Annotated in this window: 15 protein-coding genes and 1 pseudogene; 6 read left to right on the forward strand and 10 right to left on the reverse strand. The window is 63.3% G+C overall.

All coding sequences use genetic code 11. The features are described 5' to 3' along the window. Positions 1-35: 35 nt before the first annotated feature. The 4 genes from OKW26_RS04370 to OKW26_RS04385 are packed head-to-tail and all read left to right on the forward strand — an operon-like array spanning position 36 to position 5,200. Positions 36-1,526, forward strand: coding sequence for an aldehyde dehydrogenase (locus OKW26_RS04370; RefSeq protein WP_184057782.1), 1,491 nt, complete (start codon positions 36-38; stop codon positions 1,524-1,526). Positions 1,527-1,547: 21 nt separating this feature from the next. Continuing rightward, complete coding sequence (locus OKW26_RS04375) at positions 1,548-2,513, forward strand: VOC family protein (protein ID WP_184057784.1); 966 nt, start codon at positions 1,548-1,550, stop codon at positions 2,511-2,513. Then, entirely contained in the window at positions 2,506-3,771 is a 1,266-nt protein-coding gene (locus OKW26_RS04380; RefSeq protein WP_429352787.1) for an NAD(P)/FAD-dependent oxidoreductase, read from the forward strand. Before OKW26_RS04375 ends, OKW26_RS04380 begins: the two co-directional genes overlap by 8 nt. A gap of 25 nt (positions 3,772-3,796) precedes the next feature. Next, positions 3,797-5,200, forward strand: coding sequence for an MFS transporter (locus tag OKW26_RS04385; RefSeq protein ID WP_184057788.1), 1,404 nt, complete (start codon positions 3,797-3,799; stop codon positions 5,198-5,200). Between the two features lie 98 nt (positions 5,201-5,298). Here the strand turns inward: OKW26_RS04385 and OKW26_RS04390 are convergent, their stop codons facing one another. The 7 genes and pseudogenes from OKW26_RS04390 to OKW26_RS04420 form a co-directional block, all read right to left on the reverse strand. Continuing rightward, complete coding sequence (locus OKW26_RS04390) at positions 5,299-5,760, reverse strand: N-acetyltransferase family protein (protein WP_429352788.1); 462 nt, start codon at positions 5,758-5,760, stop codon at positions 5,299-5,301. A 142-nt stretch (positions 5,761-5,902) separates the two neighbouring features. Continuing rightward, positions 5,903-6,106: a DUF3562 domain-containing protein gene (locus OKW26_RS04395; protein WP_184030727.1), complete on the reverse strand. Its 204-nt coding sequence runs from the start codon at positions 6,104-6,106 to the stop codon at positions 5,903-5,905. A 235-nt stretch (positions 6,107-6,341) separates the two neighbouring features. Beyond that, a pseudogene (locus tag OKW26_RS04400) lies at positions 6,342-7,642 on the reverse strand (TAXI family TRAP transporter solute-binding subunit). A gap of 179 nt (positions 7,643-7,821) precedes the next feature. Further along, positions 7,822-8,292, reverse strand: coding sequence for an Hcp family type VI secretion system effector (locus OKW26_RS04405; protein WP_429352789.1), 471 nt, complete (start codon positions 8,290-8,292; stop codon positions 7,822-7,824). Then, positions 8,282-8,560, reverse strand: a complete 279-nt coding sequence (locus tag OKW26_RS04410) for a hypothetical protein (RefSeq protein WP_184057796.1) — start codon at positions 8,558-8,560, stop codon at positions 8,282-8,284. Before OKW26_RS04410 ends, OKW26_RS04405 begins: the two co-directional genes overlap by 11 nt. Continuing rightward, positions 8,557-9,039: a DUF2778 domain-containing protein gene (locus OKW26_RS04415; RefSeq protein ID WP_429352790.1), complete on the reverse strand. Its 483-nt coding sequence runs from the start codon at positions 9,037-9,039 to the stop codon at positions 8,557-8,559. The genes OKW26_RS04410 and OKW26_RS04415 overlap by 4 nt, the downstream gene beginning before the upstream one ends. 230 nt (positions 9,040-9,269) lie before the next feature. Continuing rightward, complete coding sequence (locus OKW26_RS04420) at positions 9,270-10,178, reverse strand: LysR substrate-binding domain-containing protein (RefSeq protein WP_187630037.1); 909 nt, start codon at positions 10,176-10,178, stop codon at positions 9,270-9,272. Positions 10,179-10,302: 124 nt separating this feature from the next. Between OKW26_RS04420 and OKW26_RS04425 the strand changes: the two genes are divergently transcribed. Both OKW26_RS04425 and OKW26_RS04430 read left to right on the forward strand, forming a co-directional pair. Further along, positions 10,303-11,397 (forward strand): tartrate dehydrogenase, encoded by a 1,095-nt coding sequence (locus OKW26_RS04425; protein ID WP_429352791.1) that lies wholly within the window; start codon positions 10,303-10,305, stop codon positions 11,395-11,397. A gap of 177 nt (positions 11,398-11,574) precedes the next feature. Next, the gene (locus OKW26_RS04430; RefSeq protein ID WP_429352792.1) at positions 11,575-12,885 is read left to right on the forward strand and encodes an MFS transporter; all 1,311 of its coding nucleotides are present in this window, start codon (positions 11,575-11,577) and stop codon (positions 12,883-12,885) included. Positions 12,886-12,966: 81 nt separating this feature from the next. On the opposite strand, the gene OKW26_RS04435 is transcribed toward OKW26_RS04430, so the two are convergent. From OKW26_RS04435 to OKW26_RS04445, 3 genes are all read right to left on the reverse strand, one after another. Continuing rightward, entirely contained in the window at positions 12,967-13,572 is a 606-nt protein-coding gene (locus tag OKW26_RS04435) for a hypothetical protein (protein ID WP_187616191.1), read from the reverse strand. Positions 13,573-13,977: 405 nt separating this feature from the next. Beyond that, on the reverse strand, positions 13,978-14,592 hold the full coding sequence (locus tag OKW26_RS04440) for a hypothetical protein (RefSeq protein ID WP_429352793.1): 615 nt from the start codon (positions 14,590-14,592) through the stop codon (positions 13,978-13,980). 7 nt (positions 14,593-14,599) lie between these two features. Then, a complete protein-coding gene (locus OKW26_RS04445) occupies positions 14,600-15,619 on the reverse strand; it encodes a helix-turn-helix domain-containing protein (protein WP_429352794.1) in 1,020 nt (339 codons plus the stop codon). Positions 15,620-15,810 lie beyond the last annotated feature (191 nt).

Here is a 15,810-nt window from a genome sequence, read left to right on the forward strand (position 1 = left end):
TAAGCCCCTGGCTTGAAAGAACCGGAACGACCGACATGACTCACTTCGATACCAGCCTCGTGCCCAACGGCGATATTTTCATCGGCGGCGAATGGCGGCAGGGGCGCGGCAACCCGTACAAAAGCCTGTATCCGGCGGATCAGTCGGTCAACATGGAAATCTCGACGGCCAGCGCCGACGACGCGCGCGAAGCCATCGAAGCCGCCGACGCGGCGTGGCGCAAGTCCAACTGGTCGGGTCTGAAGCCGCATCAACGCGCATTGATCCTGTATCGCATCGCCGATCTGATCATGGCGCGCCACGAAGCGCTCGCGAATCTGCAGCGCCGCGACAACGGCAAGCCGATCGGCGAGACGCGCGTGCTGGTCGCGAGCGCGGCGAACACGTTCCGCTATTTCGCGGCCTGCCTCGAAACGCTCGATGAAGACGTCACGCCGTCACGCGGCGACTATCTGACGATGAGCATCTACGAGCCGATCGGTGTGGTCGCGGCGATCACGCCGTGGAATTCGCCGATCGCGTCCGACGCGCAGAAGCTCGCGCCGGCGCTCGCGGGCGGCAATGCGGTGGTGCTGAAGCCCGCCGAAGTCACGCCGCTGGTGTCGCTCGCGCTCGCGCGCATCTGCGAGGAAGCGGGCGTGCCGAAGGGTGTGGTCAGCGTGCTGCCGGGCAAGGGCTCGGTGATCGGCGACGTGCTGGTGCGCCATCCGCTCGTGAAGAAGGTGTCGTTTACGGGCGGCACCGAAGTGGGCCGCGGCATCGCGCGCATCGCGGCGGACAAGCTGATGCCGGTGTCGCTCGAACTCGGCGGCAAGTCGCCGACCATCGTGTTCGACGACGCCGATCTCGATCATGCGGTGAACGGCGTGCTGTACGGCATTTTCAGCTCGTCGGGCGAAGCGTGCATCGCGGGTTCGCGCCTGTTCGTGCAGCGCTCGATCTACGACACGTTCATGCAGCGTCTGGTCGAAGGCGCGCGCAAGCTGCGCGTCGGCGATCCGTCGCGCGAGAACACGCAGATGGGTCCGCTGATCACGCAGGCGCATCGCGAGACGATCGAACGCTATGTCGCGCTCGGTCTAGAAGAGGGTGGGTGTCTGCTGTGCGGCGGCGAACGTCCGGTCGGCGATAACCGTGAAGCCGGCACCTACTTCCAGCCGACCATTCTCGAAGGCCTGACCAACGACGCGCGCATCTGCCAGGAAGAAATCTTCGGCCCGGTGCTCGTCGCGATGCCGTTCGACGACGAAGCGTCGCTGCTGAAGGAAGCGAACGACAGCGTGTTCGGCCTCGCCGCCGGCATCTGGACGCGCGACTACAAGCGTGCCTACCGGATCGCGCGCGGGCTCGAAGCCGGCACCATCTGGATCAACACCTACAAGCTGTTCTCGATCTCGACGCCGTTCAGCGGCTGGAAGGAGAGCGGCATGGGACGCGAAAAAGGCCGTGTCGGCATTCGCGAATACATGCAACAGAAGAGCCTCTACTGGGGCTTGAACGACGCGCCGTTGGCGTGGGCGAACTGAAGCGGGACGAAGAGGCACGTTATGACGATTCTCGGCATTGAACAGATTATTTACGGCGTGACGGATCTCGCCACCTGTCGGCAATTTTTCGCGGACTGGGGCATGAAAGAGACCGCCCACGACGAAACCCACGCGCGCTTCGAAACGCTGAACGGCTGCACGGTGCTCGTCGTCGAGGCGAACGATGCGTCGCTGCCGCCCGCGTTCGAAGAAGGCCCGACCTTGCGCGAAGTGACGTGGGGCGTCGCGACGAAGGCGGAGCTCGACGCGCTGCGTGGCCGCTTCGCCGGCCAGCCGGGCCACTTCGAAAACGACGAGGCGGTTGGCTGCATCGACCCGAACGGCCTGGCGGTGCGCGTCGAAGTCACGCGTAAGTGGGCGGTCGACGTGCACGGTTCGCCGTCGAACGTGTGGGGCCAGACGCTGCGCGTCGATCAGCCGTCGCCGGTCTATGAGCGCGCGGAGCCGGTCGAAGTGGGCCACGTCGTGTTCTTCACGAACAGGCTCGCCGAGCAGGAAAAGTTTTATCACGAGCTGCTCGGCTTCGAGACCTCGGACCGTTATCCGGGCCGCGGCGCGTTCATGCGCTGCGCGCCGCACGGCGGCCATCACGACCTGTTCCTGCTGGCCCTGCCGAACGGCAAACGCGGCCTGAACCACGTCGCGTTCACCGTGCGCGACATCCACGAAGTGTTCGGCGGCGGCATGCACATCAGCCGCTGCGGTTGGGAAACGCAACTCGGCCCGGGACGTCATCCGGTGTCGTCGGCGTACTTCTGGTACTTCAAGAATCCGGCCGGCGGCCTGATCGAGTACTACGCCGACGAAGATCAACTGACGCCCGATTGGCAGCCACGCGATTTCGAGCCGGGCCCGACCGTGTTCGCCGAATGGGCGATCGACGGCGGCATCGACGGCAACACGCGGCGCCAGAAAGACGCGAAGGCGCCGGAAGGCAAGTTCATGACGGAGCGCAAGAATGACTGACGTTGCCACCGAAAAGGCCCAGACCGCGCATGCGGGGCTCGAGGCGCCGCGCACGATCGTCGTGATCGGCGGCGGCCAGGCGGCCGGCTGGGTCGTGAAGACGCTGCGCCGGGAAGGCTTCGACGGCCGCCTCGTGATGATCGCCGACGAAGTGCATCTGCCGTACGAGCGTCCGCCGCTGTCGAAGGCCGTGCTGGCCGGCGACGCGGACATCGACACGGTGCGGCTCGTGAAGCCCGACGATTTCGACGCCTTGAACGTCGAGGCGTGGCAACCGGATCGCGCGACGTCGATCGATCGCGAGCAGCGCATCGTACGCACGAAGTCGGGCCGCGAAGTGCGGTACGACCGCCTCGTGATCTCGACCGGCGGCGCGGCTCGCCGTCTGCCCGACGCGCTCGTGAAGACCTCGCATATCGCCTATCTGCGCACGCTCGACGAAGCGGTCACGCTCGGCGAACGGCTGCGCTCAAGCAAGCGCGTGCTCGTGATCGGCGGCGGCTGGATCGGTCTCGAAGTCGCGGCGACCGCGCGCAAGCTAGGCGTCGAGGCGTGCGTGGTGGAAGGCGCGCCGCGTCTGTGCGTGCGCTCGCTGCCGCCGCTGGTGTCCGATTTCCTGCTGGAGCTGCATCGCGCGAACGGCGTGGACGTGCGTCTGAACGCGGCGTTGGTCAAGCTCGAAGATCATCCGAACGACGCGAACCGGCTGCGCGCGACATTTAAGGACGGCTCGACGCTCGACGCCGATTTCGCGGTGGCCGGCATCGGTCTCGCACCGCATACGGCGATTGCACAAGCGGCGGGCGTGAAGGTCGAGGATGGCATCGTCGTCGATCACTTCGGCGCCACCGACGACCCGCGCATCTTCGCGTGCGGCGACGTCGCGAATCATCCGAGCGCGTGGCTGAAGCGCCGCGTGCGGCTCGAATCGTGGGCCAACGCGCAGAACCAGGCGATCTCCACGGCGAAGGCCTTGCTCGGCACGTTCGAGCCGTACGCGGATATTCCGTGGTTCTGGTCCGATCAGTACGACGTGAACCTGCAGATTCTCGGCGACATTCCGGCCAACGCGGAACTCGCGGTGCGCGGTGATTTGCCCGGCAAACGCGCAACGCTGTTCTATCTGGAAGACAACACGATTCGTGGCGTGATCGCGATCAACACCCCGCGTGAGCTGAAGCTTTCGCGCAAGTGGATGAACCAGGGCCGGACCATCGACCTTGTCACCCTGACTGACGCCTCCACGGCGCTTGCCTAATCATTTCTACGGACGGCACCTCGGCATGAGAACCATCGAAAACACAACAGGAGACCGCAGCAGCGCCGGTGTTTCAGGCGCTGTGACGCAAGGATCGATCATCGCGCGTCTGGAGCGCTTGCCGAGGAACCGGATGCAGGTGCGTGCGCGCATACTGATCGGTCTCGCGACGTTCTTCGACGGCTTCGACGTCATCGCGATCGCGGCGACGCTGCCCTTGCTGATCGCGAAATGGAATCTGACGCCGTGGGACGTCGGCTTCCTGCTTGGCTCGGGCTCCGTGGGACAACTGATCGGCGCGTTCCTGTTTCCGTGGTACGCGGAACGCGGCGGACGCGTGAAGGCGATCGCGCTGAGCTCGGGCATTATCGGCATCACCAGTATCGCGTGCGGCTTTGCGCCGACCTTCGCGGTGTTCGTCGCGCTGCGTATCGTCCAGGGCCTGGGCCTCGGCGGTGAGTTGCCGGTGGCTGCGACCTATATCAACGAGATCAGCCGCGCGCACGGCCGCGGACGCTTCGTTCTGCTGTACGAAATCGTGTTCCCGATCGGGCTGCTCGCGTCGAGCGCGCTCGGTGCCTGGATCGTGCCGCGCTTCGGCTGGCAGGCGATGTACTTCATCGGCGGCATGCCGTTGATCCTGTTCTTCGTGCTGCGCAAGCTCGTGCCGGAATCGCCGCGCTGGCTCGCCGTGCGCGACCGGATGGCCGAAGCCGATTCCGCCGTGCTCGCGTTCGAACGTACCGCCAAGGTGCCGCTGCCGCCGGTCGCGCAGGCGTCGGAGTTCGACGAGATGATCAATCGCCATCCGAAGCGCCGCGTCGCGGACCTGTTCGGCCCGGCCTATCTGAAGCGCACGCTCGCCGTGGCGATGCTGTGGGTCACCTGCGGCTTCATCCAGTATGGTCTGTCGACCTGGCTGCCGACAATCTACCGCACGATCTATCACGCGCCGCTGCAACTCGCGCTGAACCTGGCGGTCGCGGCGTCGGTGCTCGGCGTGCTCGGATCGCTGGCCTGCGCGTTGCTGGTCGACAAGGTGGGACGCAAGCCGATCATCAGCATCTCGTTCGTGCTGTGCGCGTTGTCGCTGGCCATGGCGGGCGTGTTTCACGGCTCGTCGGTGTATGTGGTCGCAACCTGCTGCGCGCTCGCGCTCGGCTTTCTCGCCAGCGGCTTCATCACGGCCTATGTGTACACGCCGGAGCTGTACCCGACCAGTATCCGCGCGATGGGCTGCGGTGTCGGCGGCGCGTGGCTGAAAGTGGCGGCGATCTTCGCGCCGGCGATCGTGTCGAAGACGATGATCGGCGGCAACCTGGAAGTGGCGTTCTATATCCTCGCCGCCGTGCCGTTCATCGCGGCGGTCGCGGTGCACTTCCTCGGTATCGAAACCAAGGGCAAGGTGCTGGAGCAGCTCGAGGCTTGACCGGGACTGCGTGATGACCGCTTGAGCAGTAAAACGAAAGGCGCACCGGGTGGTGCGCCTTTCGCCGTTGATAGGCCTCTCTGATGAAGCGCTGTGCGTTAGAGCGCTTTGCGATAAACCACGAAGCCGCCCTTATCCGCGACCTTGTCATAGAGCTGCATCGCGGTGTGATTCGTCTCATGCGTCTGCCAGTAGACGCGTTGCGCACCGTCGGCTTTTGCGCGCGCATAGACGGCCTCGATCAGCGCTCGGCCGACACCCTTGCCGCGCTCGCTATCGAGCGTGTACAGGTCCTGCAGATAGCAGATCGGCCCCGCCATCGTCGTATGACGGTGATAGAGAAAATGCACGATGCCCTGCAATTGCCCGGCGCGTTCCGCGACTAATGCATGCATCGGCTCGTAGCCATCGAAAAAGCGATTCCACGTGATTTGCGTGATCTCGCGCGGCAACGCGGTCTCGCCCGAGCGGCCATAAAACGCGTTGTAGGCGTCCCATAGCGGGAGCCATGCATCGAAATCGTCACGGGTGACGGCGCGAATCTGCAGCGGGGCGGACATGTGGACGGCTCCTTTGAAAAGCTGTGGAACCGCCAGCATAAAAAATTTGCGACGCGATTGTTAGCTCCACCATGCTCGCAAAATCTGGAGCCACGACGCGTGCGACAGTGCGGTGAGCCGATGCATCACCGCATGCCGTGAGTCAGTGCTCGCGATGTTGCTTGTGACGCAGCTCGTTGCGGACCTTCTTCGCGGCGAACAGCGGCACGTAGTCGAACACGCGCGCCTCGTTCCGGAATTCGGCGAGCGTATCGGCGTACATGCGCGACACCGTTTCTGCCGGCGTGTCGGTTTCCTCGGCGATGCTTCGGACCACTTCGTCTACATTCGGCTCAGGCTGGGACATGGTCTCTCTCCGGGTAGGACGGCAGGCTGGATGGACGGTACGCGGACGGCAGGAGTCCATTACAGGATGCGAATCGCGAGCGCGCCAATTGAATCGACCTATCGTTCGACTGATTTCACAGAGATTTTTTTCTTGCGCTGCGGCAAGCACCCACGCGGTGAGGCCGTGCGGAAAATCAACCGGCTGCGCGGTGGTGAATACCCGGCAAACGCACAGGGCTAAGCGACCGCCGTCTCTACCTCTGCACTTTCTGCGCTACATGCGCGATCCGGTCGCGCACGACGCCGATCGCCTGCTTCAGCGCGTAAACGTCCTGAAAGTAGCGGTACGGAATTCGGATCTGACTAGCGTTCGCGTCGATGCTTTCAATCTCCTCACTCCATTGCGCGATCTGCGCGCGAGACGGCTCGGCGTTCTTCCACACTTCGTCCTCGAGCGCCTTGATCGCGCGGTACCACACGATCAGGCGTTTCTTCATACGCGCTTCGAGCATGCGCGGCAGCGCCTGCGCGAGGCCGATCAGCAGCGCGAGGAACGGCACCAGAATCAGCAGCCGCCGTTCGATCAGACTCGCGAGCCAGAACGGCAGGTAGCGATACAGAAACGGCCGGCCCGATTTGAAGTACCGCACGCTTTCGTCGGAGATCGGGAATTCTTCGGTGTTCAGGTTGGGGAACGTGCCGAGCGGCGTGAAGTAGTCCTCGCCGCCGTGCACCGTGCGCGCCGCGTCGAGCAGCAGATAGACGAGCGCCGGATGCAGCGTGTCCTTCGACACGAGCAGCGCCGTCGCCGCGAGCAGCGTGACGTCGCGGCGCGGCAGATCGTCGGCGACGCTCGTCGAGGCACGCGGCAAGATGATCTTCGACAGCGACGGGAATTTTTGCGCCAGTGCATCGGCCTGCGCGAAGCTCATCAGCTTCAGGTTGCTGTGGTGAGCAGCGTGTGCTGCATGTCGGCGTCGGGCCGGCCAATGAAGAACGCCGCGTCGACCTGACCGCTTTCGAGCCCCTGGTATGCGGCGTTCGCGTCCATCTGCAGCAGCGTCGAGTTCTGACTCGTGACGCCGCTATAGCCGAGCAGCACCTGCGAGACGTTGAGCAACCCGCTGCCTGGCACGCCCATCGAAATGCGCTTGCCGCGCAGTTGCGACAGCCGGTCGATCGTCGCATCGCCGCGATAGAACACCCAGATCGGCTCGTACGACACGGCGGCGATGGTTTCCAGATTGTCGGTGTCATTCGGACTGGTCGTGCCCGACTGGATGAAGCCGACCTGATAGGCGCTGTTCGGGTCCGCGAGCCGCTGGTAGTTTTCGACCGAGCCTGACGAGCTACGGATGTCGAGCTTGACGCCTTCGCGCTTGAGCAGCGGCGCGTAGCGATCGGCGAAGCCGCGATAGATGCCGCCGTCCGCACCGGTGGTGATGACGATCGTGCGCTGGAACGCGGGCTCGAGCACGAGCGCGAGCATCCAGCCGAATGCGGCGATGAGCACGATCGCGCCGACGATCAGAAGACGCCGGCGCCGCCGCGTCATCGGGGTTCTCGGGCTGCGGTACAGCGCGGGGTCTGGTCTCGGCATCGTTACCCGGTTTGGTCAGGTCCGGCCTTGGTGACTAATGGGATGGAGGCGGTCTCTATTTCCTCAACTTTACGATATCAGGGGGTTTTATTGGATAGTCAGTGATGTGCATTGAAAAGGTCTGGCTGACACTGTCATCGGGGCACAGGTCGGTTGGCCCTGATGTCGAAGATTCCGGTAACTACGCCGTTGCTGCCGCCTCTGGCATTTTGAACGATGTATTCCTGCTTGATCCTGGCAAAAGAGAGGCGAACCTGTTCGTGTTGTGCGGTCATCTCTACGCCCGTGATGAATACATCGTTCATTGTGAGCCTGAGGAAATCGAGGGGGCTGCCACCCGCCCTGCGCATGGTAAGAACCGCTTTCGAAACGTGCGTGCCGGTCAGGCAATAGGACATCAGGCTCGGACTCGCCCGGTCCACGTTGTGGAAGAACACGAGGTCGTCGACCGAGGCTTTGCTGACGCCGCTTCCTGGTCCGGACATCATGGAGAGCCGCTGTGCCATCTTCCATGTCCAGTTGATCACCTCGATTTCGTCCGGGTGTGTCGCGTCCTGCGACTCGCCCGTAATCCCGTCGATTTTTATGAAAACGTCATTTGACATCAAGGCGACACCTCTTTCTAACAAAAAGCACGGACCCGCCCCACGAGAGCCCCCAGCATAGTAGGAAACTGACTGCGAGCAGCAGCGTAACCACCACGTCCTCTTCGCCCTCCACACCGACGGCGCCAACGAGCTTGAAGAGGGGGCGAAGCATTTCTAACGTGGATTCGCTGCCCACCCAGCGCGCAAGCGGGTCGATCGTCGACAACGCAATGCAGACTGGGACAGTCAGCACGAAGGCCGTAAAAATCCGCAGGGCAGTTTTCATTGCACAAGTACCGTACCGTAGTACTGAAGTGTGGTGCCGGGTATCTTCCGGGTTGGGTGCGACAGCAAGAACGAGCGTAAGCGATCGAACTGGGACTGGTCCGTGACCGTGATGCATCCCTCACTTTCTCCCCAGCGACCAGTCGGATGCAGGCGGAAGTTGCCTCGCTTCACGCCATTGATAAATGTCCAATCGTCAATCACGCCGTCGTTTCGATAAAGCGCGAACCAGGTCGAATGATCGACATCGGACCATGCGTCCTTGACAAGGTCATACAGCCATCCCAGATGACCGCCACTCTGTCGGTCTACGATGTAGTACAGGCCTTGCGGAAGCGGACCGCTTTCGGCGACCGCTGCATCTGCGGGGTTGTTGACATGGGCTGGTTTGCCCGAAAAAGCAGACACGTTGCCAAAGCCTTTGCAGGTCAATACAGAGATGAGTCGACGGTTAAGCGTGAAATAGCACTCTGCGGGCATGGTTTACATATCGAAAAGGCATTCACTCCGTGGTGGCCACGGAAGCGAGAAGACGGGTGGCTCAAGGTAACGTTCGTGACACCGTCAGCTTCGGCGAAGACGGAACCATGCTCAATCAGACGACTCGGAAAGCGAGGCAAAATTGGGCCGATGTGCTGCTCGCTCTTTTGATGACATCACGAATGCGCACGATCGCTGTGCTGCACTACGCCCCCGCCCCCACCCCCACCTCACCCCCCCAACTCCCGCGCAATAAACTCGACAAACGCGCGAATACGATTCGACATCTGATGCCGCGGCGAATACACCGCGAAGATATCCGCATTCGGTGTGTCGTGATCGGGTAGCAACTGGACGAGCGATCCTTCCGTCAGATACTGCCGGATGTCCCATTCCGCGCGCATCAGGATGCCGTGTCCTTCGAGCGCCCATTTGACGGCGATCTCGCCGTCGTTGGTGGTCAGCGTGCCCTTGATCCGCACCGCCTCGGTCTTGCGCGCGGCGCCGCGTCCCGAGGTCAGCCGCCACACGCCGTACGCTTCGTCGCCCTGACGAATGCCGATGCAGTTGTGGCGCGTCAGATCGTGCGCCGTGAGCGGCATGCCGTGCGCCGCGAGATACGACGGCGCCGCGCACAGCAGACGCCGGTTCGGCGCAAGCCGGCGCGCGACCACGCGCGTATCGGGCGGCTCGCCGAAGCGGATGCAGACGTCGAAGCTGTCGTCGGTAAGCGGCGGGGGCGTGACTGACAACTGCAGTTGAACGGACACCTGCGGATACCGCGCGACGAAGCGCGAGATCGCCGGCCCGACATGGCTGCGCCCGAAGCCGAGCGTCGCGTTCACGCGCAGCAAGCCCTTCGGTGTCTTCTTCGCCGAGCCGAGCAGTTCGGCCAGTTCGTCGATCTCGTCGAGAATCCGCCGCGCGCGCTCGAGGTATAGCTCGCCTTCGGGCGTCAGCATCATGCGGCGCGTCGTGCGGTTCACGAGCGCGACGCCCGCGCGCTGCTCCATCTGCGTGAGGCGCTTGCTGACGGCCGCCGCGGTCAGCCCCAGTTCGCGTGCGGCCGCGCTGAGGCTGCCGCTCGCGGCGAGCGTCGAGAAAAAGCCCAGATCGGCTGGCTGGACGGTGTCGCGCATCGTCTTTTCCGCGCCTTCGCATTTGTGAATGCAAGTTAAAGATGCTTTGAGTTTAGCACCGGTTTTTACCCGTGGGATCGCGCTAGAGTCCACTCACGCCATTCACCAAGCACAGGACGGAGACATGAAGACCTATCGCATCGCAACCATCCCCGGCGACGGCATCGGCAAGGAGGTCGTGCCGGCCGGCGCGCAGGTGCTCGAGGCGCTCGCGAAGACCACGCGCGCCTTCACGTTCGAGTTCGAGAACTTCGACTGGGGCGGCGACTACTACCGCCAGCACGGCGTGATGATGCCGGCCAACGGGCTCGACGCGATCCGCAACAAAGATGCGATCCTGTTCGGCTCGGCGGGCGACAAGGACATTCCCGATCACATCACGCTGTGGGGTCTGCGACTGAAAATCTGCCAGGGCTTCGACCAATACGCGAACGTGCGCCCGACGCGCATTCTGCCCGGCATCGACGCACCGCTGAAGTACTGCAAGCCCGAGGATCTGAACTGGGTGATCGTCCGCGAAAATTCGGAGGGTGAATATTCGGGCGTCGGCGGCCGCGTGCATCAGGGCCATCCGATCGAAGCCGCGACCGACGTGTCGATCATGACGCGCGCCGGCGTCGAGCGCATCATGCGCTTCGCGTTCCGCCTCGCGCAGTCGCGTCCGCGCAAGCTGTTGACCGTGATCACGAAGAGCAACGCGCAGCGTCATGCGATGGTGATGTGGGACGAGATCGCGCTCGAAATCTCGAAGGAGTTTCCGGACGTCACGTGGGACAAGGAACTCGTCGACGCGGCGACCGCGCGCATGGTCAACCGTCCCGCGACGCTCGACACGATCGTCGCCACCAATCTGCACGCCGATATTCTCAGCGACCTCGCGGCCGCGCTCGCCGGCAGCCTCGGCATCGCGCCGACCGGCAACATCGATCCGGAGCGCCGCTATCCGTCGATGTTCGAGCCGATCCATGGCTCCGCGTTCGACATCATGGGCAAGGGGCTCGCGAATCCGGTCGGCACGTTCTGGTCGGTCGTGATGCTGCTCGAACACCTCGGCGAATTCGACGCGGCCAGGCGCGTGATGCAGGCCGTCGAAGCGGTGACCGCGAACAAAGCGCTGCACACGCGCGACCTCGGCGGCACGACCACGACCGCGCAGGTGACGGCGGCCGTGTGCGCGTTCATCGAGCAGGCGGCGACGCCCGCGGCGAACGCGGCTTGAGCGCCGGCTTCGCGCGAACTGAACCGGACTGAGCGGAACCGCGCGCAAATCAGGCGCGCGGTCTGCGCCCCGGCCACGACGTGGCCGGCACACAACCTTGACTCGATTAGCTCGGCCCAACGTCGGCCGGCGCGAGGTTCGCGCGCGGTCAATAGCCGCGCGCCGCAGGAGGAGACAATGACTTCGGAACTCGAAAGCCGGGTGTCCCGCAAGCTGATGCTGCGGATCATCCCGTTCGTCATGCTGTTGTACTTCGTGAGCTTTCTCGATCGCGTGAATGTGGGTTTTGCCGCGTTGTCGATGAACAAGGCGATCGGTCTTTCGCCGACCGCGTTCGGCCTCGGCGGCGGGCTCTTTTTCATCGGCTATTTTCTGTTCGAAGTGCCGTCGAACCTGATCCTGCACAAGGTCGGCGCGCGGCGCTGGATTGCTCGCGTGATGGTGTCGTGGGGGCTCGTGTCGCTCGCGTCGGCGTTCGTCGTCGGGCCGACCAGTTTCTACGCGCTGCGCTTCATTCTCGGCGTCGCGGAAGCGGGCTTCTTTCCCGGCATCATCCTGTATCTGAGCCTGTGGTTTCCGGCGCGGCAGCGTGCGGTCGCGGCGGCATGGTTCATGGCCGCCGCGCCGATCTCGACTGCGATCGGCTCGCCGATTTCCGGCGCGATCATGAAACTGCCGCCGATTGCCGGACTCGTCGACTGGCAAATGCTCTACATATTCGAAGCATTGCCCGCGATCATCCTCGGCTTCTGCGTGCTCAGGTATCTGACCGACAAGCCCGCGCAAGCCGAGTGGCTGCAGCCCGAAGAGCGCGACTGGCTGATCGCGAGGCTGAAGCTCGAAGCCGACGCGCGGCACGCGCATGCGGGCCACACGGCCGGCGCGCTCAGCGCGTTGCGCGATCCGCGCGTGCTCGCGCTCGCGCTGATCTACTTCGGCACCTCGGCGGGACTTTATACGCTCGGCTTGTGGGCCCCGCTGATCATCCGCCAATACGGTTTCGGCACGTTCGAAACCGGGCTGCTCGCCGGCGTGCCGAGCGTGCTCGCAGTGATCGCGATGGTGCTATGGGCGAAGCACTCGGATCGCACCGACGAGCGGACGTGGCACGTCGTGATTCCGTGTGCGCTTGCGTGCGTCGGCTTCGTGTTCGCCGGTAATGCGACCACCGCGTTGATGATCGTGCTTGCGCTCGTCGTCGTGAACGTCGGAATCAGCGCCGCGAAGGCGCCGCTGTGGGCGATGCCGAGCATGTTCCTGTCGGGCGCCGGAGCGGCGGCGGGCATTGCCATGATCAACTCGATCGGCAATCTCGGCGGCTTCGTCGGGCCGTTTGCGATCGGCTGGCTCAAGCACGTGACGGGCGGCTATACGGCAGGGCTTTATGTGGTCGGGGGGACGTTGGCGGTGTCGGCGGTCGTGACGCTGATGTTGAGCCGGCAGACGAAGCATGCGCCGGTCGCAGTGGGCGAACGGCCGGGGCATTGAGCGAAGCACCGATGAAGCGAGCGCGCCGCCGGTTGAAAAGCCGGCGGCAACCGCGAATTCATCCGATCCCGCAGTACCCCACTACCGGAAGCCGTAGACCAGAACCTTCTTCCCTTCGAACGCCTCCTGCACACCTTGCACGCAATCCATCGGGCAGCTGTAGCCGTCGGGGGCCGACGCGGCCGACGGGATGCTCGCCCGATAGACGACGGATTCGATCTGCGTGCCGTCCGAAGTGACCACGATGTTCAGGTCGGTCACGACGCCGGCTGGCGTGGGTCCTCCGGCGGTATAGACAACCGACATGGTGCCGGTGCAATCGGAGTTCACCGAATAAGTGCCTTTCTGCGCCGGATTGAAGGTTATCTGTCCACCTTTCGGCACGCCGTTGATGCTCCCGAAATCGGTGCGGGTAAATTTGCCGTTGCCGTCGAATGTCACGAGGGCGACGTCATCGAGGATCGACTGGGTGGCGAACGGATGCAGCACGTTGCTCGAATCCAGCAACCCAAGGATCACGCCGTGACCGATGAACCCATAGGGTCCTTTTAGCGTTGCGTTCGAGCAAAGACCGCCGCCACCGCCGCGGCCACGGTCGCCGTCATCACCACCGGCCTGCGCGGTGCCACTCAGCGACAGAAGTGCAACGGCTACAGCCGACCAAATGCTCAATTGGCGGGTCTTCATCTTCATCTCCTTGTCAGCGAATCAGGCGCGTGAAATCGCGCCGTGCAAGGGGCCTATCGGCTGCCGGATCAGGCGCCTGATTCAATCAAGCGAAAATAGTCGATGTGAAATGGCCGCAGCGATACCTGGTCGCCGTCGTGTGAGGGACCAGGGGCCGGCCAAAGTGGTGAATGGCGAAACGCTTTCACCAAGCAGTCGTATTTCGCCCGGTGTCGGCGGATACGTGCGGAAGGGATGCACGAAAGTCCGCGCAATGGTGACTTCGTGGGTCAGCCACGCTTTAAAGTCGCATAGCGAAAACCAGTGTAATCCACGCAATTTGCGGCGACCTGATGAATATCGGACAAAAGGGAGGCACATTCAGATCGCGCGCTGCGAGTCGTCGCGCTGTCTTTCGGGAGCGCCTCACCGAACCTTGTCCTCGGAGTACGCTCGCACCCGTCGACGCCGCACCACCATCAACAAACAAACCCCACTTGCCGCCCCGATATTCACCGCCGGATAAAACGCCACGGCCACACTCCATTTCGGCAGCGCAAGAATCGCGAGCGCGTATTTAAAAACACAGAGCGCAAAGTACAAAAGACTCTCACTCCACGGATCACGAATAGTCTTGCGCACCGTCGGCGCGAGGCCGACGAGTTCGATCAGCGTCACAAGACAGATCGACAACGTCGGATCATTGGTGAGTATCCAGAGCGGAATGGCCGACAAGGCAGCAGCAAGGCAAAGCCAATCAAAAGCGGTCCGCTGCCGTTCACCCCGAAAGACGCTCGATACGAGAACAAAGAAGCAGGTGGCCGCGATCGCCGCGGTACACCACGCCGAAGGACCCGCACCGGCGACGAACTGGCCGACAGCCGCAATCGCCGTGACGAGTGACCAGATCAACCAGGTAAAAAGATGAGGGCGTACGGTGCCGCGCCAGATCGCAAGTCCATAAGGCAGAAACGCGACCAAGGATACGATCGATCCCATGACACCGAACAGTCGAGTCATGTTCTGATCGATGCTCATCATAGGACGATCACACCCGGCATCGCCCCCGATACCGCGCCGGCGGCGCCCCACATGCACGCGTAAAAAACCGCGTAAACGCCGTCGTCGAGGCAAAGCCGACCCGTTCGCTAATCTCGCTGATCGACATCGGCGTATGCGCGAGCAGCGTGCGTGCTTCGTCGATACGCATTTGCATCAGCACCTCGCTGAAGGTTTTGCACTCCGCCGCGAGCTTGCGTTGCAAGGTCCAGCGCGTCAGCGACAGCCGCTCGCAGACGATCGTCTGCAGGCTCTTCGGCTCGATCGCATCCGCGTGCTCGCGCAGCACGTCACGCAGACATCGCTCGACCGTCGGAGAAAAGCGGCCCTGCTCGCGAATCCGCTGCAAGATTCCATGCGCGGCATGCATGTGAATCTTCGCGAGCGGCGCGTTGTAGACCTCGAACGCGCGATCCAGCGCGGACGACTGCAACACCATCCGATTGCGAGCCTGATCGAGGTGAACGCGCACGCCCAACGTCCCGCTCAGCGCCGCGATCGCACCGAGCCGCGCATCGGTGACACCCGCGTCGCGCACGCGCAGTCGCACGTCGTAGAGCTTTGCCACACTTGCTATCAGCGCGAAGTTGCCGAGCGCGCTCGATGCGTTGCGCCCTTCGCCTTCCGTCACGTATTCGAATGCGACTTCGTCGCCGTGCTCCTGCATGACGAGCCAGTCGACATTACCGATCAGGTCACGATACGTGACGTAATTGCGCAATGCATCGCGCAGCGTCGGGCTATTGCAGAGCACGCCCGCAAGCTCGGGGAAATACAGCAGACCATCGAACACGTCGCCCTCGGGCGCGCCGCGCATCAGGCAGCTTTCCGCAAGCTGGAGCATTGCGACGTGCTTGTCGCCCGGCACGCGCGCATCGGCCGCGGCGATGTCGGCCTCGTCGATGCCGATATCGTGGGCCACTTTGGTGCGATCGAGGCCCTCGCGCTCCGCCGCGTCGAGCAACCCTCGATAGATGCGCGCTGAAACGGACTTCTGACGCAAATCCACTTTGCCTCCTCCGGTCGAAACCTGTCTGCGGGTTTTCCTGACTCTTCATCGGTCAAGTGCTGCACCTATCGGTCAAGCGCGTTTCGGGCGCATCCCTAGAATTTCTTTCGGCGCATTACCACGAGCGCTTAGCGTAACAGGACGCGTCACGTGCCGGTAGCGCGTCGATACAACGTTACGCAATGCAAATC

The sequence above is a fragment of the Paraburkholderia sp. 32 genome (assembly GCF_050435345.1).
In the GTDB taxonomy this organism is placed as follows: domain Bacteria; phylum Pseudomonadota; class Gammaproteobacteria; order Burkholderiales; family Burkholderiaceae; genus Paraburkholderia; species Paraburkholderia tuberum.

Bases quoted from the DNA above. Each gene is read 5' to 3' on its own strand.
- OKW26_RS04370 (WP_184057782.1), top strand. From the start codon at position 36: ATGACTCACTTCGATACCAGCCTCGTGCCCAACGGCGATATTTTCATC.
- OKW26_RS04375 (WP_184057784.1), top strand. From the start codon at position 1,548: ATGACGATTCTCGGCATTGAACAGATTATTTACGGCGTGACGGATCTC.
- OKW26_RS04380 (WP_429352787.1), top strand. From the start codon at position 2,506: ATGACTGACGTTGCCACCGAAAAGGCCCAGACCGCGCATGCGGGGCTC.
- OKW26_RS04385 (WP_184057788.1), top strand. From the start codon at position 3,797: ATGAGAACCATCGAAAACACAACAGGAGACCGCAGCAGCGCCGGTGTT.
- OKW26_RS04390 (WP_429352788.1), bottom strand. From the start codon at position 5,760: ATGTCCGCCCCGCTGCAGATTCGCGCCGTCACCCGTGACGATTTCGAT.
- OKW26_RS04395 (WP_184030727.1), bottom strand. From the start codon at position 6,106: ATGTCCCAGCCTGAGCCGAATGTAGACGAAGTGGTCCGAAGCATCGCC.
- OKW26_RS04405 (WP_429352789.1), bottom strand. From the start codon at position 8,292: ATGTCAAATGACGTTTTCATAAAAATCGACGGGATTACGGGCGAGTCG.
- OKW26_RS04410 (WP_184057796.1), bottom strand. From the start codon at position 8,560: ATGAAAACTGCCCTGCGGATTTTTACGGCCTTCGTGCTGACTGTCCCA.
- OKW26_RS04415 (WP_429352790.1), bottom strand. From the start codon at position 9,039: ATGCCCGCAGAGTGCTATTTCACGCTTAACCGTCGACTCATCTCTGTA.
- OKW26_RS04420 (WP_187630037.1), bottom strand. From the start codon at position 10,178: ATGCGCGACACCGTCCAGCCAGCCGATCTGGGCTTTTTCTCGACGCTC.
- OKW26_RS04425 (WP_429352791.1), top strand. From the start codon at position 10,303: ATGAAGACCTATCGCATCGCAACCATCCCCGGCGACGGCATCGGCAAG.
- OKW26_RS04430 (WP_429352792.1), top strand. From the start codon at position 11,575: ATGACTTCGGAACTCGAAAGCCGGGTGTCCCGCAAGCTGATGCTGCGG.
- OKW26_RS04435 (WP_187616191.1), bottom strand. From the start codon at position 13,572: ATGAAGACCCGCCAATTGAGCATTTGGTCGGCTGTAGCCGTTGCACTT.
- OKW26_RS04440 (WP_429352793.1), bottom strand. From the start codon at position 14,592: ATGATGAGCATCGATCAGAACATGACTCGACTGTTCGGTGTCATGGGA.